The organism is Rhizobium sp. BE258 (assembly GCF_031457345.1).
In the GTDB taxonomy this organism is placed as follows: domain Bacteria; phylum Pseudomonadota; class Alphaproteobacteria; order Rhizobiales; family Rhizobiaceae; genus Rhizobium.
Map to the genome: position 1 here is coordinate 367,590 of NZ_JAVDWL010000006.1, position 26,498 is coordinate 394,087.

Consider the following 26,498-nt stretch of genomic DNA (forward strand, 5'->3'; position numbering starts at 1 on the left):
GCGACACTTCTCCGTTGACCATGACGGGCGAGGTCTGTATCTACGGCGGCGGGACACCTCTCCCCAACGAGAGGCTAATTACCTGGAAGGGTATACATATGGCCGCTGCCACCGCAAAGCCGGACGTCCGTCCGAACAATACTCATTTTTCTTCTGGCCCTTGCTCGAAGCGCCCCGGTTGGTCGCTCGATGCTCTCTCCGACGCGCCGCTTGGCCGTTCGCACCGCGCGAAAGTCGGCAAGACGAAGCTGAAGCAGGCCATCGATCTCACCCGTGAAATTCTGGAAGTACCCGCGGATTACCGCATCGGCATCGTTCCCGCCTCCGATACCGGCGCCGTCGAAATGGCGCTCTGGTCGCTGCTCGGCGAGCGCGGCGTCGAGATGGTCGCCTGGGAAAGCTTCGGCGCTGGCTGGGTCACCGATGTCGTCAAGCAGCTGAAGCTGAAAGACGTCCGCAAGATCGAAGCCGGTTATGGCGAGCTGCCTGACCTCTCGACCATCGATTTCGACCGCGACGTCGTCTTCACCTGGAACGGCACCACCTCGGGTGTCCGTGTTCCCAACGCCGATTTCATTCCTGCCGACCGCAAGGGCCTGACGATCTGCGACGCGACGTCCTCTGCCTTTGCGCAGGACATGGACTTCGCCAAGCTCGATGTCGTCACCTTCTCCTGGCAGAAGGTTCTCGGCGGCGAGGGCGCACATGGCGTCATCATCCTGTCGCCGCGCGCTGTCGAACGCCTGACGACCTATGCACCGGCCTGGCCGCTGCCGAAGATCTTCCGCATGACCTCGGGCGGCAAGCTGATCGAGGGCATCTTCACCGGCGAGACGATCAACACGCCGTCGATGCTCTGCGTCGAGGACTATATCGATGCGCTGCTCTGGGCCCAGAAGCTCGGCGGCCTGAAGGCGCTGATGGCGCGCGCCGATGCCAATACCAAGGTCATCGCCGACTTCATCGTTGCGAACGACTGGATCGCCAACCTGGCCGTCAAGGCCGAAACGGCTTCCAACACCTCCATCTGCCTGAAGATCGTCGACAAGGATGTCACCGCTCTCGATGCCGATGGCCAGGCAAATTTCGCCAAGGGTCTCGTCGCTCTCCTCGAGAAGGAAGGCGTCGCCTATGACATCGGCGCTTACCGCGACGCCCCGTCGGGCCTGCGCATCTGGGCTGGTGCCACCATCGAAGCTTCCGACATGCAGAAGCTGATGCCGTGGCTCTCCTGGGCGTTCGAAACGCAGAAGGCCACGCTTTCCCAGGCTGCTGCCTGAGTTGATCGCATAAGGCTCCGCCGGAATGGCGGAGCCCAGCATCCCTGATTTCATCCATCGCTGAACACTTTTGAAGGAAGCCCACAATGGCACCTCGCGTTCTCGTATCCGACGAACTGTCGGAAACCGCCGTCCAGATTTTCCGCGACCGCGGCGTCGAAGTCGATTTCCAGCCGCAGCTCGGCAAGGACAAGGACAAGCTCGCCGAAATCATCGGCAACTATGATGGCCTCGCCATCCGCTCGGCCACGAAGGCGACCGAGAAGCTGATCGCTTCGGCGACCAATCTCAAGGTCATCGGCCGCGCCGGTATCGGCGTCGACAATGTCGATATCCCGGCTGCCTCGCGCCGCGGCATCATCGTCATGAACACGCCATTCGGCAACTCGATCACCACCGCCGAGCACGCCATCGCGCTGATGTTTGCCGTTGCCCGCCAGCTGCCACAGGCCGATGCCTCGACGCAGGCCGGCAAGTGGGAAAAGTCGAAGTTCATGGGTGTCGAAATTACCGGCAAGACGCTCGGCGTCATCGGCGCCGGCAATATCGGCGGCATCGTCTGCAAGAAGGCGATCGGCCTCGGCATGCATGTCCTGGCCTACGACCCCTTCCTGTCGGCCGAGCGCGCCCAGGAAATGGGCGTCACCAAGGTCGAGCTCGACGAGCTGCTGGCTCAGGCCGACTTCATCACCCTGCACGTTCCGATGACCGACAAGACCCGCGGTATTCTCGGCAAGGACAACCTTGCCAAGACCAAGCCCGGCGTTCGTATCATCAACTGCGCCCGTGGCGGTCTGGTCGATGAAGCCGCACTCGCCGAAGCCATCAAATCAGGCCATGTCGCCGGTGCCGGTTTCGACGTCTTCGAAGTCGAGCCTGCCAAGGAAAGCCCGCTCTTCGGCCTGCCGAACGTCGTCTGCACGCCGCATCTGGGTGCGTCGACCACCGAAGCCCAGGAAAACGTTGCTTTGCAGGTTGCCGAGCAGATGTCGGATTACCTCGTCAAGGGTGCGGTTTCTAACGCCATCAACATGCCGTCGATCACCGCCGAGGAAGCACCGCTTCTGAAGCCGTTCATCAAGCTGGCTGATGTTCTCGGCGCCTTCGTCGGTCAGGTCACCGACGAGCCGATCAAGGAAATCGAGATCCTCTATGACGGCGTCACCGCCGGCATGAACACCCGTGCGCTGACCTCGGCAACGCTCGCCGGTTTGATCCGCAGCCAGGTGGCGGACGTCAACATGGTTTCGGCGCCTGTTATGATCAAGGAAAAGGGCATCGTCCTCTCCGAGGTCAAGCGCGACAAGACCGGTGTCTACGACGGCTACATCAAGCTGACGGTCAAGACCGACACCATGACCCGCTCGATCGCCGGTACCGTGTTCTCGGACGGCAAGCCGCGCTTCATCCAGATCAAGGGTATCAACCTTGACGCCGATGTCGGCTCGCACATGGTCTATATCACCAACACCGACGTCCCCGGCATGATCGGCTTCATCGGCACGACGCTCGGCTCGGCCGGCGTCAATATCGCCAACTTCCAGCTCGGCCGTGACAAGCAGGGCGGCGATGCGATCGCGCTGCTATATGTTGATGGACCGCTGAACGACGAAGTTCTTGCCAAGCTGACCGCCAATGCAGCGATCCGCCAGGCCAAGCCGCTGGTCTTCGCCGTCGATTGATTTTCCTCCCAGGAAGACAAGAAAAGCCCGGCGCGGGAAACTGCGCCGGGCTTTTCCGTTTTGAGCGATCAGGCGCTGATGCTGCCTGCGTCGGGCACGCGGCCTTGCGGCGTCAGCCCGTCGACCGCCTGCGGCAGGGTCTTGGAGAGGCGGGCGAGAAGGTCATCCTTGTTGAGGCCGGTCGCCTTGGCGAGCTCGTCGACAATATCGGGGCCGAGGGCCTGGGAGAGCTGGCCGTTGTCGATCGGCTTGTTCTCGCCAGAGGAAACCCAGGAATTCGCCGTGTCGCCGAAGCCGTTCTGCTGGAAGTGATCGAGCAGGCCGCCAAGGCCGCCGCTCAATATGCCGCCGGCCGAGCCGCCTTTCAGCAGGTCGCCAAGGCCGCCTGCACCGGCAAGGCCGCCGAGAAGGCCACCCAAACCGCCGAGGCCGCCGGTTTGTGTCGCGCCGCCGCCATCTTGCCCGCCGCCGAGAATGCCACCAAGGAGACCACCCAGGCCTCCACCATCCGCTTGTGGCGCGGCTCCGCCAGGCTGGGTGCCCGAGGCTTGCGGCTGTGCGCCGCCGGTCAGTTCGCGAAGCGTGGCTGCAATCTTGTCGCGGTTCTGGTAGCCCGCAACGGCCAATATGCCCAGCAATGCCGTAAGATTCCTGCGATCCATGGTGTCCTCCCGCTGAAATCGCCAGGGCGCAATCCGCCCGGATGCCTCAATGCACAAGACGGCAAAATGTTCCGCAGCGCCGGTGTTTTCAGCCGCGCGGCTTGAGCAGGCGAAGCGCGTTCATCGTCACCAGCACCGTTGCGCCGGTATCGGCCAGGATTGCAGGCCACAGACCGGTGACGCCAATGATCGTAGTGAACAGGAAAACCGCCTTGAGACTGAGCGCGATCGTGATGTTCTGGAAGATGTTGCGCATCGTCCGCTGCGACAGTGCGATCATCTCCGCGACATCGCCGACACGTCCGTGAAGGATCGCCGCATCCGCAGTTTCGAGCGCGACATCGGTTCCGCCACCCATCGCGATGCCGATATCGGCGGCGGCAAGCGCCGGGGCATCGTTGATGCCGTCACCGACCTTGGCAACAGTGAAGCCCTCGCGCTTCAATTCGCCGACGATGCGCTGCTTGTCTTCAGGCATCAGTTCGGCGCGCACATCGATACCGAGCTGCTTGCCGATCGCCTGGGCGGTGCGGGCATTGTCGCCTGTCAGCATGACGATCTTCACGCCGCGGGCCTTGAGAGCGTCGAGGCCGGCCCGCGCGTCGTCTCGCGCTTCGTCGCGCATGGCGACCAGCCCGGCAATCGTATCATTGACGAGAAGGATCGAGACGGTCTTGCCGTCGTCGTTCAGTGTCTGGATCGCTTCGCCCTGCTCGGCGGTCAGCCGCTCGCGCACGGCGGCGGGGGAAAAGAGGTCGAGCTTCTCGCCACCGGCACGACCGCTCATTCCCTTGCCTGCAACGGCCGAGGCTTCAAGGGCAGGCGGGACCGGCAGCTTGTCGGCCGTTGCCCTGTTGAGGATTGCCAATGCCAGAGGGTGGCTGGAGTTGCGCTCAAGTACGGCAGCGCGCGACAGGATCTGCGCCTGGGTCAACGTGCCGAAGGAGACGATATCGGTGACCTTCGGCTTGCCTTCGGTCAGCGTGCCGGTCTTGTCCAGCGCGACGGCGGTGATCTTGCCGAGGCCTTCCAGCACGGCGCCGCCCTTCAGCAGCAGGCCGCGGCGCGCACCTGCCGAGAGCGAGGCGGCGATGGCGGCGGGCGTCGAGATCACCAATGCGCATGGGCAGCCGATCAGCAGGATCGCCAGACCCTTGTAGATCCATTCATCCCAGGCGCCGCCTGCGACAAGAGGCGGCAGGATCGCGACCAGTGCGGCAACTGCCACGACACCGGGCGTATAATAGCTCGAGAAGCGGTCGATGAAACGCTCGGTCGGCGCCTTCGATTCCTGGGCTTCCTCGACGAGCTTGACGACGCGGGCGATGGTGTTGTCGGCCGATGCCGCGGTGACGCGGACGCGCAATGCGCCATCGCCATTCACCGTTCCGGCAAAGACGATGTCATCAGGCGTCTTGCGAACCGGAACGCTCTCGCCTGTAACGGGGGCTTCGTCGATTGCGCTTTCGCCGGAAACAATGATGCCGTCGGCCGAAATCCGGTCGCCGGGGCGCACCAAAATGATGGCGCCGACGGCAAGCGTCTCGGCCGGGACTTCGCGGGTTGCGCCGTTTTCCTCAAGCAATGCGCTTTTCGGGACGAGCGCGGTCAGCGACTGGATGCTTGCCCGGGCTCTACCCGCCGCAACGCCTTCCAGCAACTCGCCGACAAGGAAGAGGAAGACGACGGCTGCGGCTTCTTCCGCCGCATTGATGACGACGGCGCCGACGGCGGCGATGGTCATCAGCATCTCGATCGAAAACGGCGTGCCGGCCAGCGCCGCCATCATCGCCCGCCTTGCGATGGGTACAAGACCGATCAGCATCGCGACCATGAATGCGTAAGGCGCGATCGCCGGGACAAGGTGACCCGCCGCATAGGCTATGACGAAGGCCGCGCCCGACAGGATGGTGAGCCTTCCCTTGCTGCTTTTCCACCAGGGACCGGTGGACGGCGCGTGATCATGACCATGCAGGCCGGGGATTTCGGCCTCATCATGCGAATGCCCTGCATGCTCATGCTCGTGATTGTGGTCATGTCCGGAATGGTCGTGGTGGACAGCGGTCTTTTCGTGCCTGGCATCTTTGCCGCCCGCCGCCATCGGAACGACGGAATAGCCAAGGCCGGTGACGCGTTTCTCGATGGTGCCGAGATCGCTGCTGCCGTCGTGGCGCACCGTCATCGTACCGGCAGTCACGGAGACCGAGACATCCTCGACGCCAGGCACGCGGCGCACCGCCGTGTCGATCTTTGCCGCGCAGGAGGCGCAGTCCATGCCGCCGACGCGGTATTTTGCCTGGGATGTTTCGGCCATGATCCGGTTCCTTGTCTTCTACCGGTTTTCTTCCTACATCCTCTAGTCACTAGAGGTGCAAGAGGAGATCATGAAAAAAATCACCATTGGAGATGCCGCGCGTCAGAGTGGCGTCAAGGTGCCGACGATCCGCTATTACGAAAGCATCGGATTGCTGGCTGCCCCAAGCCGTAGCGAGGGCAACCAGCGCTCTTATGAAGTGTCGGATATCCGGCGGCTGGCCTTCGTGCGGCACGCGCGCGAGCTCGGTTTCGAGGTCGATGCCATCCGGGCGCTGCTGACGCTGCAGGACGACCCGCATCAATCCTGCGCATCCGCCGATGCCATCGCCAAGGCCCGTCTCATCGAGGTCGAGCAGCGTATCCGCAGCCTGACGGCACTGAAGGCGGAACTGGAGACCATGGTCGAGGGCTGCTGCCACGGGCGCGTCGACCAGTGCCGGGTCATCGAGATCCTGGCCGATCACGGTCAATGCATGCACGACCATCATTGAACTTAAAACCGCCGTGGCCGTTTCTTCGACTGGACAACGGAGGAGCCAGTCATGACGAAGATGAGCCTTGCGGATATTTCCAAGAAGATGCGCGATATCGATGTCGCGATGCTATCGACCCATACCGACGGCGGCGCGATCGCCGGCCGGCCGATGAGCAACAACCGGGAGGTCGATTACGACGGCGACTCCTACTATTTCACGTGGTCGGATTCGCGCATGGTCTCCGATATCGAGCGTAACCCCAAGGTCTCGCTGACATTCCAGGGGAAGCAGTTCTTCTCGATCGCCGTCGAGGGTAAAGCCGAGGTCGTGCGCGACAAGAAGGCCTTTGAGGAACATTGGACCAAAGACCTCGACGATTGGTTCAAGGATGGTATCGACACCAAGGGCGTAGCGATGATCAAGGTCCATGCCGATCGCATCCATTACTGGAGTGGCGAAGAGGACGGCGAGGTCAAACTGAAGAACTAGGCCATGCGGCGCCGGTGGCAAAAGAATAGTCACCGGCGCGGTGACGGGAAGCACTTGCCGAGATTTTACAGAACGACGATGCCTATTCATCGGGCTTTCGCCTAAAGTTTAGGCGCGCTATGATTCTGATTTTATTTAGTTTTTTCAGTTATAACGGCGGAGTTCCGTTTCAATTTCCGATAAGATTCATGGCATCCACCACGACGAATCCAGATGATTTCCACGCCCCGAACGATGACTTCCGTTCGCTGTTCGAGACCCATCCGTCGCCGATGTGGGTCTACGATCCCGTCACGCTGCGTTTCCTGATCGTCAACGATGCGGCCCATGATCTCTACGGCTATTCCGCCGAGGCCTTCGCGCGGATGACGGTGCTCGACATCCGGCCCGCGACCGAGCGCGAGCGGATGGTCAGCGCCGTTCAGGGCCGGACCGATATCGAGCGGGCCGAGCGCTGGACGCATTTGAAGGCCAGCGGCGAGCCCTTCGAAGTGCTGACATACGGGCGCGAGGTGCGCTTCGACGGCGGCAATGCCATTCTTGCCATCGTTCAGGACCGAACCGAGGTCAACGCCGCCAGACGGCAGGTCACAGATGCCCGCTCACTGCTCGACAGCATCGTCGATAATCTGCCGGTCGGTGTCTTCGTCAAGGATATGGAAGACGACGGGCGCTATGTGCTGTTCAACCGCCAGAGCGCCACGATTGCCGAAATGCCCGGCCGAGAGATCGTCGGCAAGACCGACCGCGTGGTGTTTCGCGACAAGACCCGGTTTTTCCGCGAGCAGGACAAGCGGGTGCTGGAAGAAGACATCACGATCACTTTCGAGGAAGTCATTGCCAAGAAGGGCGGCGGCCATCGTCTGCTGAAGACGGTGAAGCGTGCGCTTCCAGCATCTGAGGGTCGTCAGCGCCGCTATCTTCTCGGCATCTCGCAGGACGTGACCGAGGAGCGCGCCTTCGAAGCGCGCCTTGCGCATCTTGCCATGCACGATGCCCTCACCGGGCTGCCGAACCGCGCGGCTTTTGCCGATCACATCGAGAGCCATGCCGCGGCAGCAACGGCGCAGACGCCGATCGCGCTGCTGTACCTCGATGTCGATCACTTCAAGCTGATCAACGACAGCAAGGGTCACGCGGCCGGCGACGCGCTGCTCTGCCAGGTGGCGCGGCGGCTGAAGATGCTCCTGGAGGAGGGGGATCTCGTGGCGCGCCTAGGCGGCGACGAGTTTGCGATCGTGCTGAAATCCGGCGATTGCGGCCGGACTGGACGCTTTGCCGAGCAGCTGCTCGCCGTGCTCAGCGCGCCTTTCGATCTCGACGGCAGCAACGAGCACGTGACCTGCAGCATCGGTGTCGCCTTGGCGCCGGATCATGCCGGCGATGCCGACGTGCTGATGCGGCATGCCGATCTGGCGCTTTACGCCGCCAAGGAAAGCGGCCGCTCCACCTACCGTTTCTACGAGACGGAAATGCGCCTTGAAGTGGAGCGGCGTCATCAGCTCATCGCTGAATTGCGCGATGCCGTCGAGAAGCGGCAGTTCGAGCTTCACTACCAGCCGATCGTGCAGGCGGCGAGCGGCGAACTCGCCGGTTTCGAAGCATTGATCCGCTGGCATCACCCGAGCCGCGGGCTTGTGGCGCCGATGGAATTCATTCCGCTCGCCGAAGAAACCGGGCTGATCGTGCCGATCGGCGAATGGGTGCTGCGCGAAGCCTGCCGCGTTGCAGCCGGCTGGCCCGGACATCTAAAGATCGCCGTCAATCTTTCGGTCTGCCAGTTCCGCCACAACACGCTGCTCGCGACCGTCGTTTCGGCGCTCGGCGACAGCGGCTTGCAGGCGCAGCGGCTGGAGATCGAAATCACCGAGTCCGTTTTCCTCGCCGATGTCGAACAGAGCCTGCCGCTGCTTCGGGCCCTGAAGGAGCTCGGCCTGCGCATCGCCATCGACGATTTCGGCACCGGCTATTCGTCTTTCAGCTATCTGCGGGCCTTTGCCTTCGACAAGATCAAGCTCGACCGCAGTTTCGTCGCCGGCATGGAGAGTGACCCCGGCAATCTGGCAATCATCCGTGCCGTCGTCGGCATCGGCTCAGGGTTCAATGCGGTGACGCTTGCCGAAGGCATCGAGACGGAAGAGCAGCTGCAGAGGCTACGGCGGGAGGGTTTTGCGGAAGTGCAGGGCTATCTGCTCGGCAAGCCGATGCCGCAGGCCGACGCCGAGCGGATGACCGAAGGCGATGTGCCGTTAAGGCGCGCCGGTAATTGGTGAGATCATCGCGTCGAAGGCGTCTTAGCTCTATCCAGGGCGATCTTCTCAAAAGCTTTCGCCGCGTTCGAGTTATAGCGATCAGGGTTGCGGATCAGGAAGTAGGGTCGTGGAAGGGGCGCTATAGTTGTCTGTACCGCGCGTCCCGACAGTATCGAGGTTTCGGCGGCACTTTTCGATATCAACGTGGCTCCTAATCCCTGCTCGACCGCGCCTACCACGGCCGAGTTGTCGGGTAGCTCCATCACCACGTCGATGGATGCTGCCGGTGTAGCGTGAAGTTCCAGAAGGCTCTTGAAGGCGAATCTGGTTCCGGAGCCCAACTCCCTCAGCACCCAGGACGTTTCACTCAGATTGTCGAGAGGACGGGTTCTCGAGGCCCATGGATGATCCGGCGAGACGATCACTACCATTTCATCCTCGTCCAGCTGCATCGCGGCAACATCAGGGTCGTCGGTCGGCCATTCGATGAGTCCGATCTCCGCAACGCCCGCCTTCACGGCAGCGGTCACTTCACTGGTGTTGCCCATGCTCGTGCGGAGCTTGATGCCCGGATATTGCCGCCGGAAGGCCGCCAGGCGCTTGGGCAGCCAGTGTGAAACGATGGTGTTGCTTGCCATGATCGACAGGTCACCAACTTGAAGGTTGCCGAGGTCGATGAGCGCCGCTTCAGCCGCCGCCGCACTTGCCAGCACCTTCAATGCTTCCGGCAGAAATTTTCGCCCGGCCGGGTTCAGCACGATCGATCGTCCAACTCGATCGAAGAGCTCGATGTCGTAACGGGTCTCGAGGGCTTTTATGGCTGCGCTGACGGCCGATTGGCTGAGGTTGAGTTTCTCGGCGCCCCTGGTGATGTGCTCGACGGACGCTACCGCCGCGAAAATTCGAAGCTGATCAAGGGTCATGTCAATCCTTGTGCCGATGCGCAGAGGTAGGGTGCCTGCAGTCCGATTATCACGGTAGACAGGGATTTTCTAGCGATCGCCGCCGTCAGGCTGATCCTTCCAATGCGCGAAACACCGGCATCAAGCCGTCCCTGACCGCGGCAGTAGTTGGCCCTTGGTCCAACTATACTTCAATCTGCGGATGGATCCATACGAACGCGCGATACAGACCTCCAATACGTTCTACGATTGGATGTTCCGGCACATCTATCTGCTTGTGCCGGCCCAGGCAGGCGTGGCGGAATTCCTGTCATCGTTCAAAGAGTTTCCGCCCCGGCAGAAATCTGCAAGCTTCAGCCTGGATCAAGTGCTCGAAAAGATGACGGATGCATCGGCCAGCGGTGGGCATTGAGGCTCTGACGCCTGGCTGCATCGCGCTGGAGAGATGAAGAAAGATTGCCTCGGCTAACTAGGCCGGGGCATTTATTTTAGTATAGTTTCATCGATTTTATCGAACGGTTTGACAATCACAATTCGTTGGAAGCGATTAATTCAAGGGTCTATTGGTGACGCCGAAAGATGAGGCGAGCGGCAATGACCATTCTGATGAAAACCGGTGCCGGTGATGTTCCCAGCGAAGGGCTGCGGCTTGTCCGGCATTTCACGCCCAACTGGTTTGCAGCGACCATGGGTACCGGGATGTTCGCCGTCTGCCTGGCGCAGTTTCCATCGGCACCGGCGCTCTACAGCCTCGGCGAAACGCTGTGGGTGGCGAACATCCTGCTCTTCATTGCTCTTTCGCTGATCTACGCGGCGAAGTGGATCATCTATCCTGGCGATGCGCGCCGGATCTTCGATCATCCGGTGCTTTCGATGTTCTTTGGCTGCATTCCGATGGGACTCGCCACCATCATCAACGGCTTCGTGATCTTCGGGCAGCCGCTGGTCGGGGATTTCGCGATCGATATCGCGCAATCGCTATGGTGGTTCGATGCGGCGCTGGCGATCCTTGCCGGTCTTTCCATTCCGCTTGCCATGTTCACCCGGCAGGAGCACGCGATCCATCAGATGACGGCGGTCTGGCTGCTGCCTATCGTCGCCTCTGAGGTGACCGCCGGCAGCGGCGCGATGCTAATGGCGCACCTGCCGTCCGGTGCGCCGCAATTCACCATGCTGTTCGCGAGCTATGTCCTCTGGGCCTGCTCCGTGCCGCTGGCGCTCGGCATTCTGGTAATCCTGTTCCTGCGCATGGCGCTGCACAAATTGCCGCCTGCCAATATGAGCGCGACGAGCTTTCTGGCGCTCGGCCCGATCGGCACCGGTGCTTTCGGTCTGGCTCTATTTGCCGCCAATAGCGCCAGCGTGCTGGAAGCAAAGGGGCTCGGCGAACTGGCGACGGCGATGGCCGGGGCGAGCCTGCTCGGCGCCGTTCTGCTCTGGGGTTACGGGCTCTGGTGGCTGGCGATCGCCATCGCCACGACGGTCAGCCATGCGCGCGAGGGGCTGCCGTTCAATCTCGGCTGGTGGGCCTTCACCTTTCCGATCGGCGTCTATGCGGTGACGACGCTGCGGCTTGGCCAACTCCTCGACTTTCCACTGCTGACAAGTTTCGGCGGCGTGCTAGTGGCGGCGCTTGCGATGATCTGGCTGGTCGTGGTCGGCAAGACGCTCTCCGGCGCGCTGAAAGGTTTTCTTTTTGCCGATCCCTGCCTGGAGAACTGAATTCTGCGCGGCATAGGCCGTTCACTCGTCGGGACGGCGGCCGAATTCCGGCTGTGGAGGCTGCCCCTTGCGTGGGCGGCCAATCCTTTCTATATCCAGCGGCACGGAAAGCCCGGCGGACGAGCCCGCCGGTGGCATCGAAACCGGCCGTATTTGCAGCGCAAAGCATGCCGGTCGCATCAATCGCGGAACTCGCGCAGAATTTGGCAGTGGGACGTGAATACACTGGATTTTGACAAGAAGCCGGAAGACACCCGTGTCGTCGTGGCCATGTCGGGCGGCGTCGACAGCTCCGTCGTGGCCGGAATTCTGAAACGCCAGGGCTATGACGTTCTCGGCATCACCCTGCAGCTTTACGATCATGGCGCCGCCGTTCACCGCGCCGGTTCGTGCTGCGCCGGTCAGGATATCGACGATGCGCGCCGCGTCTGCGAGACGCTCGGCATTCCGCATTACGTGCTCGATTATGAAAAGCGCTTTCGCGATACGGTGATCAACCCGTTCATGGAAAGCTATGTGGCCGGTGAAACGCCGATCCCCTGCGTGTCCTGCAATCAGACAGTCAAGTTCGCTGATTTGCTGGAAACCGCCAAGGAGCTCGGCGCCGATGCCTTGGCCACCGGCCATTACATCCGTTCGCGGCCCAACCCCGCAAGCGGCGCGCCGGGACGCCGGGCACTCTATCGCCCTGCCGATGCCGATCGCGACCAGAGCTACTTCCTGTTCGCGACGACGCAGGAGCAGATCGATTATCTGCGCTTTCCGCTGGGCGGCCTGCCGAAGGCGGAAACGCGCAAGCTCGCCGAAGAGATGGGCCTCGTCGTTGCCAAGAAGGCCGATAGCCAGGACATCTGTTTCGTGCCGCAGGGCAAGTATTCCGATGTCATCAACAAGCTGAAGCCAAATGCGGCGCTGGCGGGCGAGATAGTTCATCTCGACGGCCGCGTGCTCGGCCGTCATGACGGTATCCTGCATTATACGATCGGCCAGCGCCGCGGCATCGGCGTCGCCACTGGCGACCCGCTCTATGTCGTCTATCTCGACGCGCGCTCGCGCCGCGTCATCGTCGGCCCCAAGGAAGCGCTGGAAACCCACCGCGTCTATCTGCGCGACGTCAACTGGCTGGGCGACGAACCGCTGCTGCAGGCTGCTGCCGGTGAAGGCTTCGCCTGCTATGCCAAGGTCCGCTCCACCCGTGTGCCGGAACCGGCGGTGCTGCGCGCCGACGCATCGGGCATCTATGTCGATCTGACCGTCGGCGAAGCCGGTATCGCGCCGGGCCAGGCCTGTGCGCTCTATTCGGCGCCGGGCGACGACGCCCGCGTTTTCGGCGGCGGCTTCATCGAACGCTCGGAACGTGAGCCTGCAGCGGAAGCCTCGCTGAAAGCGCTTCTGAGCCAGCCGGTGGCTGCGTGAAATTGTTGGGAAAAGCCATGCTGCAGCGCTCCCTTTTTCTCCTTCACGTGCTTGACACAAAGCCGAGACGCTCTTAATAACCCGCTCATCCGACGGGCTGCCGCTTTGTGAAGGGCTTGTCTGGATGGTGTGGCTGGGTAGCTCAGTTGGTGAGAGCGCAGGATTCATAACCCTGAGGTCGGCGGTTCAATTCCGCCCCCCGCTACCATTTTTCATCACCGAATACGCATTCTAAGGTGAGGCTTGAGAAAGCCTCTGATCGCTCTTTTGCGATGAGACTTTTGGGCAGCTCTGCTTGCTTTGATTCTGGTCAGATGCGTTCTGTGCCGGCAGCGTCTTCATCCTGACATTTCCCAAGCGCTCGACGTTTTGATCAAAAATGCCCGCCGCAATGGTGTGCGACGGGCATAGGTTGATCCGAAGACTGATCTGTCAGGCTATCACCGGCAAATCCGTTCACGTCTTTGAATGAGATCACCGTGACGCCAATAGCGAACGGTCTCCGTATGGCAACGTGGACGGTAACGTCTGTCGTCGCGGTAATCGCGGCTATGGCGCAACGGACGATACTCCTGTCCGTGGGTTCTCGCCCACGTTTCCCTTTGCCGCTCCGTGGGAGCCGCCATGCTTGGCGACGGGATTGCCGAAATCGAGGTGATGGCGAGCAGGCAGGCCACTATTATTTTCTTCATGCTTCTTCCAACGTTCTGTTGACGAGACTGGAAAAGCAACGCGGTCTGCGCGGTTTGGTTCCTGAGAGCGTGGTGATTTGCATCGGCTCGCCGGATTCAGGCCCGCAGGCTTTCAGGATACCTCCGGCTATCCCGCAGCAGACAGCGTCTGCATCCGCTCGGCGATAAACGCGCTGGCCTGATCGGCTGGCATGGCCTTTCCGAACAGGTAGCCCTGGCCGATGTCGCAGCCGAGGCGGGTGAGGTAACCGAGCTGGCTGTGTTCCTCGATGCCCTCGGCCGTCGTCTTGATGTTCAGGCTGTGGCCGAGGCCGAGCATGGCGCGGACGATCTTTTCCTGGCGTTCGTCGTCCTGGTAGGTGGCAACGAAGCTCTTGTCGATCTTGATCTTGTCGAAGCGATAACGGGCGAGCTGGGCAAGGCTGGAATAGCCGGTGCCGAAGTCGTCAAGGGCGATCTGGACGCCCGCCGCATGCAGTTCATCAAGGATGACGGCGGCCACCGCCGGATCCTGGATCAGGGCATTTTCGGTAATCTCGATCTCCAGCCGCTCCGGCGGCAGGCCGGAGGCGACCAGCACCTTGAGTACGCGCGAGGCCAGCAATCTGTCTTCCATCTGCACCGGCGAGATGTTGAAGGAGAGCACGATCCGGTCATGCCAGGCCAGTGCATCGCCACAGGCCTGGGTCAGCAGGTTTTCGAAGAGCTCGGTGATCATCCCGGTCTCTTCGGCAATGCCGATGAAGACAGGCGGCGGGATGCTGACACCGCTATCGTCGGTCCAGCGGGCTAGCGCCTCGAAGCCGCAGATATCGCCGGTCTTCAGGTCGATCAGCGGCTGGTAGAAGGGCCGGATGGCCTTTTGCTGGATGGCGGTGCGCAGTTTGGCTTCGAGAGCCGCGCGTTCGGCGACCTTGTCCTGCATCGAGGCTTCGAAGGCGAGGGCATGGTTGGGGCCGCGCGACTTTGCTTCGTACATCGCAAGATCGGCGCGGTGCGCGGCGTTTTCGAGCGGCTCGCTGCCCTCGATCCAGCGCTCGTAGCCGACACTGGCGCCAACCTCGACGGCAAAGCCGTCGATGCTGATTGGCCTGGTGACGGCCTGAATCAGGACGCGCGCGAAATGCCGCTCGCGCTCCTCGGTCATGCCGGCGCCGATGATGACGAATTCGTCGCCGCCGAAGCGGTAGACGCAATCGGCATTGCCGAGCGAACAGATGCGCCGGGCAACCTCGATCAACAGGATGTCTCCGCCCTTGTGGCCGACGAGATCGTTGACCTTCTTGAAGCCGTCGAGATCGACGGAAAACACGGTGACATTCAGCGCTTCCGCCTCTGCATGCTCGTGGTTCTTCGGCGTGGAGCGGGTGAGTTTCTTGCGCTCGAAGGCGTAGCGGTTCGGAAGCTTGGTCAGGTGATCGTGGGTGGCCGTCCAATCGGCCTTGAACTGGGCCGCGGCACGAAGCTCCATTTCCTGGCGGAGATCGGCAATGCGCAGGATCGAATAGATGAAGCTCATCGCACCGGCGATGACGAAGGCGAGCACCAGCTTCTCGGCGCCGTAATCATCGAACATCTGCACAAAAGCCGACAGCCCGTCGCCGAATTGCAGCCAGGCGCCGAGCAGCCAAAGGACCGTTCCCAGCATCATGACCGATAAACATTGCCTTCCGGCACGGCTACGAAAGAACCCCGGCATCGTCATTCCTCACCCCATATAAGACATAGCAATATCATCGAAGTCTGAAATGTTCGTTGAAAACGGGTAGTGATTGTTTGCTGCAATCACTGGGCTGCAGAACGACGCAAGGGATCGGTGGTCGCACGGAAACGACGGGCCTGGCCGGCTCCGCCCAAGTTTTTAGACGCGAATTGAAACCTTTAGCCTGTTTCCCGCTTTAAAGAGCAAAACCAGAGTGGGAAGCAATGTCCGCATTCTATTTCAAGACGCATGACAATGACGGCACTGTGCCAGCCGACCGGGCTTTCGAGTTTCCGGATCTGATCTCGGCCGTTGAACAGGCCAAGCGCGTGCTGGCGGAAATGGCGCTGGATGGGTTGCCGTCGGCGCCGGGCGAGCGGCTCAGCATCGAGGTGCAGAACGGTCAGCGCATGCCGATCGTCAATCTTGAACTCGAGCTGACCATCAGCTACCTGCGCCAATCCTGATAGCCGTCCCGCGGAACCAAGCGATCGCCTCTGCCGTTTGGACATTGAAGTTGAAACGCTCAGGAGGATAGGTCCATGCAGGTCGTCGGCACTCAGGTCATTCCCAGCCATGGCGGAAAATCGGGATTCACCGTCGAATTCGTCAGTGATGGCGGCGAGGTCGTCTCCGTTCAGATGAAGGGAGCCGATGATCTCAACCGGCAAAACGCAATCGACAAGGCGAAGGCGCTGATGGGCGAATTTGCTTCGGCCGAGGCGCAGGAAGGCGGCGATATGCGCGTTCGCGAGAGTGCGCGCGTTTCCAAGGCAGAGCAGGAGCTGGAAGCGCAGCTTGATCGCGGCCTTGAGGATACGTTTCCGGCAAGCGATCCGGTTTCGGTGACCAGTCCGTCGATAGCGGGCGACGGCGTCAAACACTGACGCAAATCCCATTTATAGTCACGCTGGGTATCATTGCCTTGCGGTCATCGGGTTGATCGCAGGGCGTTTTTCCGTCACTTGTATTTCAGAAAATCCTTTTCAGAGAAATCCCTGATGTCATCCAACACCTCCTTCGTTCGCTCGACGCTGATCATGCTCGGGCTCGGCGTTCTGCTTCTGGTGGGCATCGTCGGGACCTCGCTGTGGTTGACGAGAGAAAACCGGGTCTATTCCGATACCGTTGCCGAGATGCGCCGGATCCGCAGCGGCTCGGCCGATCTGCTGTCGGCGCTTCAGGATGCCGAAACCGGCCAGCGCGGCTTTCTGCTGACCGGCGAGCAGAGCTATCTCGATCCTTTCAATCTGGCCTTGAAAAATCTGCCGGAGCGGCGAAAGCGCCTTGCCGATGCCGTTGCCAACTACCCGGAATATGCCGGGAAACTGCCTGACCTCGACAAGGCGATCGACGGCAAGCTGGCAGAGGTCGAGAACACCGTAGCGCTCGCCCAAAGCGGAAGGCAGCAGGAAGCGCTTGCCATCGTCAGCAACGACAGCGGGCGCGTCTACATGGACGATGCCCGGCGCCTTATGATCGGCTTCATTGGGCTGACCGACGAGCATTTGCGGGTGATCGTTGCCGAGCAGCTCGAGGCCGCCAGCGATCTGCAATGGGTCACCGTCGGCGGTGCGTTGGCGATCGTGATTGTGCTTGGCGGCGCCATCCTCATTATCTTCCAACATGTGCGCGATCTGTCGCGGGCGCGTGAGGAACTGGAAGCGCTGAACAGCGGCCTTGAGGAGCGCGTCAACGAGCGCACGGAGGATCTGATGCAGGCGAACCAGGAGATCCAGCGCTTCGCCTATATCGTCACCCACGACCTGCGCGCGCCGCTGGTCAATATCATGGGCTTCCTCAGCGAGCTGGAGGCGAGCCTCATTGCAGTGACGGCCTATGTGATGGCCGACGAGAAGAAGCCGAGCGAAAGCGAGATCAAGGAAGCGCGGCTGGCGGTGGAGGAAGACCTTCCGGAGGCGATGAGCTTCATCCGCTCGTCGACGCGGAAGATGGATTCGCTGATCAACGCCATCCTGAAGATTTCCCGCGACGGGCGCCGCAAACTGGTTCCGGAGAGGGTCGACCTCAAGGCCGCGATGGAGACTGCGGCTGCGAGCGTTCACCACCAGGTGGTCGCTGCCGACGGGACGATGGAGATGGACATTCGCGTTCCGGCGCTCATCACGGACCGCTTCTCGCTGGACCAGATCGTCGGCAACCTTTTCGACAATGCGGTCAAATACCGCTATCCTGGCCGCCCGGTGAAGATTGCGGTCCGGGCAATGCCTGCCGGCAAGGGCCGTATCAAGATCGATGTCGAGGATAATGGCCGCGGTATTGCAAAGAACGACCGCGAGCGCGTTTTTGAGCTGTTCCGCCGCGCCGGCGAGCAAGACCAGCCGGGCGAGGGGATCGGCCTCGCATATGTGCGTTCGTTAATACGAAATTTGGGCGGCGACATTACTGTCGAGTCGATTGAGGGTACCGGCAGCACGTTCACGCTGCTCCTGCCTTCGGATCTCACCACCATCGTAAAGGGTACAGAGTCATGAAAGCCACGGGCCAGGAAGTCACGATCGTGATGATCGAAGACGATGAGGGGCATGCCCGCCTTATCGAGAAGAACGTGCGCCGGGCCGGCGTGAACAACGAGATCGTTCCCTTCACCAATGGCAAGAGCGCTCTCGATTTCATCCTTGGTGCCGATCGCAGCGGTGAGGTCAGCAGGGACCGCTATCTGCTGGTGCTGCTCGATCTCAATCTGCCTGACACCTCGGGCATCGACATTCTCGAGCAGATCAAGGGCAACGAGCACACCAAGCGCATGCCGGTGGTGATCCTGACGACGACCGATGACGAGCGTGAAATCCAGCGCTGCTACGATCTCGGCGCCAATGTCTACATCACCAAGCCTGTGGATTATGAAGGCTTCGCGCACGCGATCCGCCAGCTCGGCCTGTTCTTTGCGGTCATCCAGATTCCGCAGCAATAATGCGAAAAGGCGAGCAGTTTGGCTGCTCGCCCTTCTTTCAGCTCACCAGCATCGGGATGCTGATGACAAAGCCTATGAGAACAACGGCGGTCGCGATCTTCAGAAGACGCATGCGCCGTGTACGCTCCCCACTCCAATCATACGTCATGGCTGGTCTCCCCGGGGCAAGGACTTAGCGCCCGGCAAGCCGGGTTCAATAGGTATCGCGCAACTTGCTTGCGTAAGGCTTATCTAAATTTCGCGTTGGGAATGGTCGCCTTAGCGGCCGAAGCGCAGCGCCCAGCGGCGGCCGTCATGGCTCATGCGCAGGATGGCAAGCGGTTCGATATCCGTCAGCCAGAACGAGGCGAGCGGCGCGTTCAGCACATGGAGAACGGCGGCCCGGATCACCGCGGCATTGGCGATTGCGATCATGTGCCCGTCGAGGCTCTGCTGTTCTTCCATCCAGCCGATGACGCGAGACTGAAGTTTGGCGAGACTTTCTCCGCCATGCGGCGCCGATTGCGGGTCCGTCATCCATTGAACCAGGGCGTCGGGTTCCTTTGCCTGCAGATCGGCAAGTGAGCGTCCCTTCCAGCGACCGTAGTCAGGATCGGCGAGCCTGGGATCGCCGGTGGCGGCAAGGCTCAAGATTTCGGCCGTCTGCAATCCTGCCAGGGCAGGGCTGCTTGCGCTCCGATCGGCGTGCCGAAGCCTCTCCGTCAACGCTGCGGTTTCCACAACGGCGCTCTGTTCCAGTGGCTCGTTCAGAGGGAAGCGGCCTTCGCGGTTGGCGCTGGTCGGGCCGTGGCAGATCCAGGTCAGCCGGGTATGCACAGGTGAGCCTCCGGCTTGCCGTGGATGGCAAATGAAGTTTCGTTGACAGTTCTCAGCCTAGAGATATAACGGGCATGTTGCGGGTTTGGAAGCCGGTGGAAATCCGGCGCGGTCGCGCCACTGTGACCAGGATGCGAGAGCAGGCTGGAAGTCAGACCTTGCCGCCAACACTCTTTCGACTGAACGCGTCATTCCAGGAGGAATACATGTCTGACACCACTTTCGCGCCCGTCGCAGCACCGGCGCCAATCCCGCTAGGCGAAATCCTGCCATGGGCGATCTTCGGCGGCCTGCTGATGATCATCGCCATCTATTTCGTCGGCACGGAAGAGGGCGCCATGGCGCTGTTCTCCGGCGGCTACGTCCACGAATTCGTGCATGACGGCCGCCACCTTCTCGGCTTCCCCTGCCACTAAAGGACGACAGACATGGTTGGAAATCTTCTTCTCCGTGGGATGATCGCGGGGGCGGTTGCTAGCATCCTGGTGTTTGCCTTCGCCCATACCTTCGGTGAGCCGCTGGTCGACCAGGCGATCGCCTTCGAGGAAGCCGCAGCCACGGCTGCCGGCGAAGCCGCCGAACCCGAAATCGTCAGCCGCGCCACGCAGGCCGGCATCGGCCTCTTCACCGGGGTAATGGCTTACGGCATCGCCGTCGGCGGCCTCTTTGCTCTTGCCTTCGCCTTCGTGCATGGCCGCTTCAGCAAGCTCAGCGCCCGCGGCACGGCTGCCGTCATCGCGCTGGCAGCTTTCGTCGCCATCATCCTCGTGCCCGGCATCAAGTACCCGGCCAATCCGCCGGCTGTCGGCAATCCGGATACGATCGGCGTTCGCACCGAGTTGTTCTTCCTGATGATCGTCGTCTCGGTTGGGGCGCTGGTTGCCGCCGTGGCATTTGCCCGCAATCTGGCTGTCCGCTTCGGAATCTGGAACGGTTCGATCATCGCCGGCATCGCCTATATCGTCTTCATCGGCGCCGTGCAGTATCTGCTGCCGCCGATCAACGAGGTGCCGGAAAACTATTCGGCAGCGGTGCTCTGGAGCTTCCGCACGACGTCGCTCGGCATGCACGTGATCCTGTGGTCGGTGCTTGCGGTGGTCTTCGGCTTTCTGGCCGAGAAGCGGCTGGAAACGCGGTCCCCGGTTGGCCGTCCGGCGTTTCGGTGAGAGGTTGGTGAGGGAGGTGTTCCGCACTCTCCCTCATTCCTGTGCTCGTCACAGGAATCTAGCCACCGCGCGTCGGCGCGGTGAATGACTCTAGTTTCCCGCGTCCATGGACATGGACGCACTGGATTCCTGTGACAAGCACAGGAATGAGGGATTGGTAAGGTCTGCGATGAAACGGCTGCTTCTTCGTTCGGCGATCTCTGTAGCTGCGCTCGCGCTGCTGACCGGCGGAGCCATGGCCCACAGCCGCACCGCGTCGGAAAACCATAGCGGCATTTCCGTTCCCGAAATTTCCCACGGCGAAATGGCCGTCATGGCTGACTACCGCGATCGGATCATCGCGCTCGCGTCCCGCGCCACCGATACGAACGAGCCGTTCCGCCGGGTGCTGAACTATGCGCAGATCCAGTATTCCTACTGTCTGTGGGGGCGGATGCCCGGCAGCGTCACGGATGAGGAAAGTCCGTTCAACGAGTGCGCCCATGCCTATCTTGCCGCTACCAAGGCGGTGCTGCTATCGCTGCGGGATATGCCGCGCGAGAGCGAGGCGGCGACTGCGATCATTACGGATGCCGATGCCGACATGGTGCGCCGCGGCCTGTCGCTGATCACCTGCCGTTTCAGCGGCGAGGCTTTCAATACTGCCGATGTCATCAAGCCGCGCTGGAGCGAAATTCCGCTGCATACCGCGAGCATGGCGTCGCTGACCGGTTTCTTCGCGGTGATCTTTGGCGTCTTCTTCGCCGGCCGCAGGCTGCTGCGGGTTCAGTCTTCGGTGTAGCGCTGCTCGCGCCAGGGGTCGCCGAGCATGTGATAGCCGTTCATTTCCCAGAAGCCCGCCCTGTCTGACGGCATCAGGTCGATGCGGCGCAGCCATTTGGCGCTCTTCCAGAAATAGAGATGCGGCACGACCAGCCGCATCGGGCCGCCGTGATCAAGCGTCAGCGGCTGCCCCTCCCAGGCGGTCGCCAGGATCGCATCTTCGGCGGCGAAATCCGCCAGCGGCAGATTGGTGGTGTAGCCGTCATAGCTCGTCAGCATGACGTAGCCGGCTTCGGCCTTCGGCATGGCGGCGTCCAGCAGATCGCGGGTCGAAACGCCTTCCCAGCGGTTGTCGTAGCGCGACCATGTCGTCACGCAATGGATGTCGCTGACATGGGTGCTCTGCTGCATCGACTGGAAATCAGGCCATGTCAGCGCAAGCGGTGTCTCTACGAGACCGCGCACCTCGAGCTTCCAATCATCCAGCGATATCGCCGGCTGTTCGCCGAGATCGAGCACCGGCCAGTTCTTCACCAGATGCTGGCCGGGCGGCAAACGCTCGGTCTCCGGGCGGGAGATGCGGCCGGTGAGGAACTTGCCTTCCGCGGCCCAGCGGCGTTTGGACGTGGTGAGCTTGCTGTCAACAGGCGCCTGTTCGTCGGTCATCGCGGTCTCCCATCACAGTCGGCCGATAGGACAATTCCGGGCCCGGAGTGTCAAGGGCAGGGTGATCGCCTTGGCCATGCCGCTGGCCTCTTGGAATTCGCGGCGCCGGTCAGTACAATCGGTCGGTCGGGGTTGCCTTCCTGGGGAGGGAGGCAAAATGGGAGGAGCCGCCGCTGTCTCAGAGGCATAGGCTTATATTTGCGCTGTTTTCAGTGCCTTTCGTCGTTTTCGCCTTCTTCTATTATGGCGGATCGCTGGCGACGCGCGCCTATATGGGCGAGGCCTCGGCGCAGGCGGGGACGGCGCTGAGGCTGGCCGTCTCCGCCCTCAGCGGTCACCTGAACCGCTACGAGGCACTGCCGGCGTTGATTGCCGATCACGACGATATCAAGGAACTGGTCACGCATCCCGGTGACAAGGATCTGCGCGACGCCGCGAACCTCTATCTCAAGGAGATCAACCATCTCCTCAAGTCCTCAGACATCTATGTGATCAAGCCCGACGGCGAGACGATCGCCGCCAGCAATTTCGATATGCCCGGAAGCTTCGTCGGCGAGAATTTCAGCTATCGCCCGTATTTCCAGGAGGCGATTTCGGGCAAGCAGTCGCGGTTCTACGCGCTGGGGACGACCTCGCTGAAGCGCGGTTATTATTTCGGATCGCCGATCAGGGGCGGCGACGACATTCGCGGCGTCATCGTCTTCAAGGTGGATATCGACATGATCGAGTCTTCCTGGACCAGCGGCGAATACCGCATCTTCGTCTCCGATCCTGAAGGCATCATCTTCATGTCCGGCAAGCCGGCCTGGCTGTACAACAGCATCCTGCCGCTGACGGCGGATCGCATGCAGCGGACCGAGGCGTCCCGGCGCTATGCCAACGCGGCGCTGACCGCATTGCCGCTGGGCCGCAGCCGGTTCGCAGAGCATGATCTGATGACGATGATCGAGGAGGGGGCGCAGAAGGAATATCTGGTTCTCTCGCAGTACATGGAGGCGGAAGACTGGACGGTGAACGTTCTGCTCGATACCGGCTCCGTCCGGGCGCAGGCGCGCACGGCGCTGGTCGCCGGTTTCCTGATGCTCTGCATTGCCGGTCTCGCCTTTGCCGTTCTGCGCCAGCGCCGGATGCGGCTCAATGAACGCATGCAGCTTCAGGCCGACGCCCGCAACCAGCTGGAACGGCGCGTCGAGGAGCGCACCGCCGATCTCGCCCGGGTCAACAGCCGCATCGAGGAAGAGATCGCCGAGCGGCGCCTGACGGAGCAGCAGCTGCGGCAGACGCAGGCCGATCTCATCCAGGCGGGCAAGCTCGCCGGGCTCGGCCAGATGTCGGCGGCACTCTCGCATGAATTCAATCAGCCCCTGGCGGCTGCCAAGACCTATACGGATAGCGCCGCCGTGCTGCTCGACCGCGGAAGAAACACCGAGGCGCAGGACAATATCCGCCGTATCGGCGGGCTGATCGACCGGATGGCGGCGATCAGCAAGCATCTTCGCAATTTTGCCCGTAAGCCGAACGAGAAGCTGGGTCCGGTGCCGCTCGACGAGGCGATACGCGATACGCTGGAGATCGTCGCCTGGCGGCTGAAGGCGGCCGATGCCGATCTGCAGCTCGATCTTGGCCTGCATCCGCCGGTCGTCCGGGCGGGTTCCGTGCGTCTGCAGCAGGTGCTGGTCAATGTCATCTCGAATGCGGCTGATGCGGTGGAGGGCCTGAACGACCGGCGGATCGAGGTCAGCGCCTTCGAGTATGCCGACAAGGTGGTGCTGACAGTGCGCGACTTCGGGCCCGGCGTGCCGGCCGCGATTGCCGAGCGCATCTTCGATCCGTTCTTCACCACCAAGGGCGTCGGCAAGGGGCTGGGGCTCGGTCTTTCCATCTCCTACAACATCATCAAGGATTTCGGCGGCAGCCTGACTGTTGCGAACCACCCCGATGGCGGGGCCGAATTCCGCATCGAACTGCAATCGGCGGCGGGCGCCATGCCGGAGGCTGCGGAATGAACGAACAGAAGATCCTGCTCGTGGACGACGAGGAGGAGCTGCGCCGTTCGACGGCGCAAGCGCTGGAGCTTTCGGGCTTCAACGTCGAGACCTTTTCGAACGCCGACCATGTGCTCGAGCTGATCGGCTACAGCTTCCCCGGCGTCGTCGTCAGCGATATCCGCATGCCCGGCACCGATGGCATGACGCTGATGAACCGCATCCGCGAGATCGATGCGGAAGTGCCTGTGATCCTCGTCACCGGCCACGGCGATGTGCAGCTGGCGGTGAAGGCGATGCGCGAGGGCGCCTATGATTTCATCGAGAAGCCGTTCACGCCGCAGATGCTGGCCGGTGTCATCAAGCGCGCCCTCGAGCGCCGCAGTCTTGTCCTCGAAAACCGGCTGCTGAAGGCCGTCGCCGGAAAGCGCGATGATATCGAGTCACGGCTGCCGGGACGGACGCAGGTGATGGTCGATCTGCGCTACCGCATCCGGGCGATCGGAGCGAGCGATGCCGATACGCTCATTGTCGGCGAGACGGGAGCAGGCAAGGAAGTGGTGGCCCGGGCGCTGCACGATATCAGCGCCCGGGCCAGCCGCCCTTTCATCGCCATCAACTGCGCCGCACTTCCCGCAAACCTGATCGAAAGCGAGCTGTTCGGCCATGAGGCGGGCGCCTTTCCCGGCGCCGTGCGTCCGCGCTACGGCAAGTTCGAGCACGGCCGCGGCGGTACAATCCTGCTCGACGAGATCGGCTCGATGCCTTTCGATCTGCAGGCGAAGTTTCTGAGAGTGCTGCAGGAGCGGGTGATCTCGCGGCTCGGCTCCAACGAGATCGTGCCGCTCGACGTCCGCTTCATCGCCACCAGCAAGGTCGATCTGGAAGCCGAAGTCGCCGCCGGCCGCTTCCGCGCCGATCTCTTCTACCGGCTGAATGTCGCGACCCTGCATGTGCCGGCGCTGACGCAGCGGCGCGCTGATATTCCGCTGCTGTTTCTCCAGTTGGTACGAGAGGCGGCGGCGCGCTATGGGCGCGACGATCTGCCGGTTTCCCCTGACCTGATCTCCGATATGGCCCAGCGCGACTGGCCGGGCAATGTGCGCGAGCTTCGTAACGCGGCAGACCGCCTGGTCCTCGGCCTCGATGGCGGCGAACGGCCGAATGGCGAGGTGTCCGGGCTTGCCGATCGCGTCGCCGAATTCGAGCGCGGGGTGATTGCAACGGCGCTGGTCGCGCATGGTGGAAGTCTCAAACCGGTCTATGAGTCGCTGCAGATTTCACGCAAGACGCTGTACGAAAAGATGCAGAAATACGGGCTCGACAAGAAGATGCTCGTTTCCGAATAGCCAAGATGGGTGGATTTCCACCCATCGTCTTCGGCCTTTGTTTCCAAATCGACCCATGGTGCAGCGCACGCAGGCGAAATCTCTGTCTGACGGTGGCGCCTGACGATTGCCGGGGCCCGTTTACCTCCTGTTAATGGCCGCCATTCCAGCCGCGCACGGGAAGCGCCGCTGGCAGCCTGTTTTCATCAGGGAGGAAAACGATGAAACTCTTCAAGGCCATGCTTGGCATGACGGCCGCTGCCGCCGTCTCTCTTTTCGCTGCCGGTGCATCCGCACAGGGCTATCCTGAACGCACCATCACCATGGTCGTGCCGTTCGCGGCCGGCGGCCCGACGGATACCGTCGCGCGCCTCGTTGCCGAATCCATGTCGAAGGATTTGGGACAGCAGATCGTCGTCGAAAATGTCGGCGGCGCCGGCGGTACGCTCGGCGCCGGACGCGTCGCGTCGGCCGATGCTGATGGTTACACCATCCTGCTCCACCATATCGGCATGGCGACGTCCGCCACGCTCTACCGCAAGCTCGCTTATGACACGCTCAACGCCTTCGATTATGTCGGTCTCGTCACCGACGTGCCGATGACGATCGTCGCCCGCAAGGATTTCGAACCGGCCGATCTCAAGGGCCTCGTCGAATATGTCAAGGCGAACAAGGACAAGGTGACCTACGCCAATGCCGGTATCGGTGCAGCCTCGCATCTCTGCGGCATGATGTTCATGAGTGCCATCCAGACACCGCTGACGACGGTTCCCTACAAGGGTACCGGCCCTGCGATGACCGATCTTCTCGGCGGCCAGGTCGATATCATGTGCGACCAGACCACCAACACCACCAAGCAGATCCAGGGTGGCACGATCAAGGCCTATGCCGTGACCTCGCCGAAGCGCCTCGATGTCCTGAAGGACGTTCCGACCGCTGTCGAAGGCGGCCTGCCGGGCTTCGAAGTCGGTATCTGGCACGGCATCTACACGCCGAAGGGCACGCCTGCCGACGTCAACGAGCGTCTGTCGAAGGCACTGCAGGTGGCGCTGAAGGACAGCAACGTCGCTGCCCGCTTCGCCGAACTCGGCACCGTGCCGTCGCCGGACGCCGATGCGACGCCTGCGGCGCTGAAGGCAAAGCTCGAGAGCGAAATCACCCGCTGGAAGCCGGTGATCGAAGCGGCCGGCGAATACGCCGACTGAGTGGCCGTCGCAAGCCCGGAGCTTGTGGCCCCCTCACCCTAGCC

Annotated in this window: 24 protein-coding genes, 1 tRNA gene and 1 riboswitch; of the genes, 19 read left to right on the forward strand and 6 right to left on the reverse strand. The window is 61.9% G+C overall.

The genetic code is table 11. The features are described from left to right. Nucleotides 1-98 precede the first annotated feature (98 nt). Nucleotides 99-1,280 carry a phosphoserine transaminase gene (locus tag J2X43_RS22330; RefSeq protein WP_310297413.1) on the forward strand — a complete coding sequence of 394 codons (1,182 nt, stop codon included), beginning with the start codon at nucleotides 99-101 and terminating at the stop codon, nucleotides 1,278-1,280. Nucleotides 1,281-1,366: 86 nt separating this feature from the next. Next, entirely contained in the window at nucleotides 1,367-2,962 is a 1,596-nt protein-coding gene (gene serA / locus J2X43_RS22335; RefSeq protein ID WP_112385423.1) for a phosphoglycerate dehydrogenase, read from the forward strand. Between the two features lie 68 nt (nucleotides 2,963-3,030). Here the strand turns inward: serA and J2X43_RS22340 are convergent, their stop codons facing one another. Together J2X43_RS22340 and J2X43_RS22345 are read right to left on the reverse strand one after the other, a co-directional pair. After that, complete coding sequence (locus J2X43_RS22340; protein WP_310297417.1) at nucleotides 3,031-3,624, reverse strand: YidB family protein; 594 nt, start codon at nucleotides 3,622-3,624, stop codon at nucleotides 3,031-3,033. 88 nt (nucleotides 3,625-3,712) lie between these two features. After that, the gene (locus tag J2X43_RS22345) at nucleotides 3,713-5,938 is read right to left on the reverse strand and encodes a heavy metal translocating P-type ATPase (protein WP_310297421.1); all 2,226 of its coding nucleotides are present in this window, start codon (nucleotides 5,936-5,938) and stop codon (nucleotides 3,713-3,715) included. 70 nt (nucleotides 5,939-6,008) lie between these two features. Here J2X43_RS22345 and J2X43_RS22350 point away from each other — a divergent pair, with 70 nt between their 5' ends. The 3 genes from J2X43_RS22350 (at nucleotide 6,009) to J2X43_RS22360 (ending at nucleotide 9,178) form a co-directional block, all read left to right on the forward strand. Continuing rightward, the gene (locus J2X43_RS22350; RefSeq protein ID WP_112385420.1) at nucleotides 6,009-6,431 is read left to right on the forward strand and encodes a helix-turn-helix domain-containing protein; all 423 of its coding nucleotides are present in this window, start codon (nucleotides 6,009-6,011) and stop codon (nucleotides 6,429-6,431) included. Between the two features lie 51 nt (nucleotides 6,432-6,482). Then, the gene (locus tag J2X43_RS22355; RefSeq protein WP_112385419.1) at nucleotides 6,483-6,905 is read left to right on the forward strand and encodes a pyridoxamine 5'-phosphate oxidase family protein; all 423 of its coding nucleotides are present in this window, start codon (nucleotides 6,483-6,485) and stop codon (nucleotides 6,903-6,905) included. Between the two features lie 119 nt (nucleotides 6,906-7,024). Continuing rightward, nucleotides 7,025-9,178, forward strand: a complete 2,154-nt coding sequence (locus J2X43_RS22360) for a putative bifunctional diguanylate cyclase/phosphodiesterase (protein WP_405049632.1) — start codon at nucleotides 7,025-7,027, stop codon at nucleotides 9,176-9,178. Nucleotides 9,179-9,180: 2 nt separating this feature from the next. Here the strand turns inward: J2X43_RS22360 and J2X43_RS22365 are convergent, their stop codons facing one another. Next, nucleotides 9,181-10,080: a LysR family transcriptional regulator gene (locus tag J2X43_RS22365; protein ID WP_310297430.1), complete on the reverse strand. Its 900-nt coding sequence runs from the start codon at nucleotides 10,078-10,080 to the stop codon at nucleotides 9,181-9,183. A 181-nt stretch (nucleotides 10,081-10,261) separates the two neighbouring features. Here J2X43_RS22365 and J2X43_RS22370 point away from each other — a divergent pair, with 181 nt between their 5' ends. From J2X43_RS22370 to J2X43_RS22385, 4 genes are all read left to right on the forward strand, one after another. Then, nucleotides 10,262-10,471 (forward strand): hypothetical protein, encoded by a 210-nt coding sequence (locus tag J2X43_RS22370; RefSeq protein WP_310297433.1) that lies wholly within the window; start codon nucleotides 10,262-10,264, stop codon nucleotides 10,469-10,471. Nucleotides 10,472-10,653: 182 nt separating this feature from the next. Next, nucleotides 10,654-11,781: a TDT family transporter gene (locus J2X43_RS22375; RefSeq protein ID WP_310297435.1), complete on the forward strand. Its 1,128-nt coding sequence runs from the start codon at nucleotides 10,654-10,656 to the stop codon at nucleotides 11,779-11,781. A 216-nt stretch (nucleotides 11,782-11,997) separates the two neighbouring features. Next, complete coding sequence (gene mnmA, locus J2X43_RS22380; protein WP_310297438.1) at nucleotides 11,998-13,197, forward strand: tRNA 2-thiouridine(34) synthase MnmA; 1,200 nt, start codon at nucleotides 11,998-12,000, stop codon at nucleotides 13,195-13,197. Nucleotides 13,198-13,328: 131 nt separating this feature from the next. Continuing rightward, nucleotides 13,329-13,405 (forward strand) — tRNA-Met (locus tag J2X43_RS22385). A gap of 611 nt (nucleotides 13,406-14,016) precedes the next feature. Here J2X43_RS22385 and J2X43_RS22390 read toward each other — a convergent pair. Then, a complete protein-coding gene (locus J2X43_RS22390) occupies nucleotides 14,017-15,588 on the reverse strand; it encodes a bifunctional diguanylate cyclase/phosphodiesterase (protein WP_310297442.1) in 1,572 nt (523 codons plus the stop codon). Nucleotides 15,589-15,815: 227 nt separating this feature from the next. Between J2X43_RS22390 and J2X43_RS22395 the strand changes: the two genes are divergently transcribed. The 4 genes from J2X43_RS22395 (at nucleotide 15,816) to J2X43_RS22410 (ending at nucleotide 18,526) form a co-directional block, all read left to right on the forward strand. After that, entirely contained in the window at nucleotides 15,816-16,058 is a 243-nt protein-coding gene (locus J2X43_RS22395) for a DUF6894 family protein (RefSeq protein ID WP_112385414.1), read from the forward strand. Nucleotides 16,059-16,133: 75 nt separating this feature from the next. After that, entirely contained in the window at nucleotides 16,134-16,478 is a 345-nt protein-coding gene (locus J2X43_RS22400) for a hypothetical protein (RefSeq protein ID WP_112385413.1), read from the forward strand. Nucleotides 16,479-16,592: 114 nt separating this feature from the next. Further along, nucleotides 16,593-18,086 carry a CHASE3 domain-containing protein gene (locus J2X43_RS22405; protein WP_310297447.1) on the forward strand — a complete coding sequence of 498 codons (1,494 nt, stop codon included), beginning with the start codon at nucleotides 16,593-16,595 and terminating at the stop codon, nucleotides 18,084-18,086. Beyond that, nucleotides 18,083-18,526: a response regulator gene (locus J2X43_RS22410; protein WP_112385412.1), complete on the forward strand. Its 444-nt coding sequence runs from the start codon at nucleotides 18,083-18,085 to the stop codon at nucleotides 18,524-18,526. The genes J2X43_RS22405 and J2X43_RS22410 overlap by 4 nt, the downstream gene beginning before the upstream one ends. A 258-nt stretch (nucleotides 18,527-18,784) precedes the next feature. On the opposite strand, the gene J2X43_RS22415 is transcribed toward J2X43_RS22410, so the two are convergent. Beyond that, nucleotides 18,785-19,342 (reverse strand): histidine phosphatase family protein, encoded by a 558-nt coding sequence (locus J2X43_RS22415; RefSeq protein WP_310297450.1) that lies wholly within the window; start codon nucleotides 19,340-19,342, stop codon nucleotides 18,785-18,787. A 29-nt stretch (nucleotides 19,343-19,371) separates the two neighbouring features. Beyond that, nucleotides 19,372-19,523, forward strand: a riboswitch (cobalamin riboswitch). A 25-nt stretch (nucleotides 19,524-19,548) separates the two neighbouring features. Between J2X43_RS22415 and J2X43_RS22420 the strand changes: the two genes are divergently transcribed. From J2X43_RS22420 to J2X43_RS22430, 3 genes are all read left to right on the forward strand, one after another. Further along, a complete protein-coding gene (locus J2X43_RS22420) occupies nucleotides 19,549-19,758 on the forward strand; it encodes a CbtB-domain containing protein (protein WP_310297453.1) in 210 nt (69 codons plus the stop codon). 12 nt (nucleotides 19,759-19,770) lie between these two features. Beyond that, the gene (locus J2X43_RS22425; protein WP_310297456.1) at nucleotides 19,771-20,508 is read left to right on the forward strand and encodes a CbtA family protein; all 738 of its coding nucleotides are present in this window, start codon (nucleotides 19,771-19,773) and stop codon (nucleotides 20,506-20,508) included. A 169-nt stretch (nucleotides 20,509-20,677) separates the two neighbouring features. After that, the gene (locus J2X43_RS22430; protein ID WP_310297459.1) at nucleotides 20,678-21,289 is read left to right on the forward strand and encodes a hypothetical protein; all 612 of its coding nucleotides are present in this window, start codon (nucleotides 20,678-20,680) and stop codon (nucleotides 21,287-21,289) included. On the opposite strand, the gene J2X43_RS22435 is transcribed toward J2X43_RS22430, so the two are convergent. Further along, nucleotides 21,274-21,936 (reverse strand): sulfite oxidase-like oxidoreductase, encoded by a 663-nt coding sequence (locus J2X43_RS22435; protein WP_310297462.1) that lies wholly within the window; start codon nucleotides 21,934-21,936, stop codon nucleotides 21,274-21,276. The genes J2X43_RS22430 and J2X43_RS22435 overlap by 16 nt on opposite strands. A gap of 212 nt (nucleotides 21,937-22,148) precedes the next feature. Between J2X43_RS22435 and J2X43_RS22440 the strand changes: the two genes are divergently transcribed. The 3 genes from J2X43_RS22440 (at nucleotide 22,149) to J2X43_RS22450 (ending at nucleotide 26,454) form a co-directional block, all read left to right on the forward strand. Further along, a complete protein-coding gene (locus tag J2X43_RS22440; RefSeq protein ID WP_310297465.1) occupies nucleotides 22,149-23,942 on the forward strand; it encodes a sensor histidine kinase in 1,794 nt (597 codons plus the stop codon). Then, on the forward strand, nucleotides 23,939-25,270 hold the full coding sequence (locus J2X43_RS22445; RefSeq protein WP_310297468.1) for a sigma-54 dependent transcriptional regulator: 1,332 nt from the start codon (nucleotides 23,939-23,941) through the stop codon (nucleotides 25,268-25,270). The genes J2X43_RS22440 and J2X43_RS22445 overlap by 4 nt, the downstream gene beginning before the upstream one ends. Before the next feature lie 200 nt (nucleotides 25,271-25,470). Next, a complete protein-coding gene (locus J2X43_RS22450) occupies nucleotides 25,471-26,454 on the forward strand; it encodes a tripartite tricarboxylate transporter substrate-binding protein (RefSeq protein ID WP_310297471.1) in 984 nt (327 codons plus the stop codon). Nucleotides 26,455-26,498: the final 44 nt, after the last annotated feature.

Coding starts and splice junctions, on each gene's coding strand:
- J2X43_RS22330 (WP_310297413.1), top strand. CDS start 99: ATGGCCGCTGCCACCGCAAAGCCGGACGTCCGTCCGAACAATACTCAT.
- serA (WP_112385423.1), top strand. CDS start 1,367: ATGGCACCTCGCGTTCTCGTATCCGACGAACTGTCGGAAACCGCCGTC.
- J2X43_RS22340 (WP_310297417.1), bottom strand. CDS start 3,624: ATGGATCGCAGGAATCTTACGGCATTGCTGGGCATATTGGCCGTTGCG.
- J2X43_RS22345 (WP_310297421.1), bottom strand. CDS start 5,938: ATGGCCGAAACATCCCAGGCAAAATACCGCGTCGGCGGCATGGACTGC.
- J2X43_RS22350 (WP_112385420.1), top strand. CDS start 6,009: ATGAAAAAAATCACCATTGGAGATGCCGCGCGTCAGAGTGGCGTCAAG.
- J2X43_RS22355 (WP_112385419.1), top strand. CDS start 6,483: ATGACGAAGATGAGCCTTGCGGATATTTCCAAGAAGATGCGCGATATC.
- J2X43_RS22360 (WP_405049632.1), top strand. CDS start 7,025: ATGATTCTGATTTTATTTAGTTTTTTCAGTTATAACGGCGGAGTTCCG.
- J2X43_RS22365 (WP_310297430.1), bottom strand. CDS start 10,080: ATGACCCTTGATCAGCTTCGAATTTTCGCGGCGGTAGCGTCCGTCGAG.
- J2X43_RS22370 (WP_310297433.1), top strand. CDS start 10,262: ATGGATCCATACGAACGCGCGATACAGACCTCCAATACGTTCTACGAT.
- J2X43_RS22375 (WP_310297435.1), top strand. CDS start 10,654: ATGACCATTCTGATGAAAACCGGTGCCGGTGATGTTCCCAGCGAAGGG.
- J2X43_RS22390 (WP_310297442.1), bottom strand. CDS start 15,588: ATGCCGGGGTTCTTTCGTAGCCGTGCCGGAAGGCAATGTTTATCGGTC.
- J2X43_RS22395 (WP_112385414.1), top strand. CDS start 15,816: ATGTCCGCATTCTATTTCAAGACGCATGACAATGACGGCACTGTGCCA.
- J2X43_RS22400 (WP_112385413.1), top strand. CDS start 16,134: ATGCAGGTCGTCGGCACTCAGGTCATTCCCAGCCATGGCGGAAAATCG.
- J2X43_RS22405 (WP_310297447.1), top strand. CDS start 16,593: ATGTCATCCAACACCTCCTTCGTTCGCTCGACGCTGATCATGCTCGGG.
- J2X43_RS22410 (WP_112385412.1), top strand. CDS start 18,083: ATGAAAGCCACGGGCCAGGAAGTCACGATCGTGATGATCGAAGACGAT.
- J2X43_RS22420 (WP_310297453.1), top strand. CDS start 19,549: ATGTCTGACACCACTTTCGCGCCCGTCGCAGCACCGGCGCCAATCCCG.
- J2X43_RS22425 (WP_310297456.1), top strand. CDS start 19,771: ATGGTTGGAAATCTTCTTCTCCGTGGGATGATCGCGGGGGCGGTTGCT.
- J2X43_RS22430 (WP_310297459.1), top strand. CDS start 20,678: ATGAAACGGCTGCTTCTTCGTTCGGCGATCTCTGTAGCTGCGCTCGCG.
- J2X43_RS22435 (WP_310297462.1), bottom strand. CDS start 21,936: ATGACCGACGAACAGGCGCCTGTTGACAGCAAGCTCACCACGTCCAAA.
- J2X43_RS22445 (WP_310297468.1), top strand. CDS start 23,939: ATGAACGAACAGAAGATCCTGCTCGTGGACGACGAGGAGGAGCTGCGC.
- J2X43_RS22450 (WP_310297471.1), top strand. CDS start 25,471: ATGAAACTCTTCAAGGCCATGCTTGGCATGACGGCCGCTGCCGCCGTC.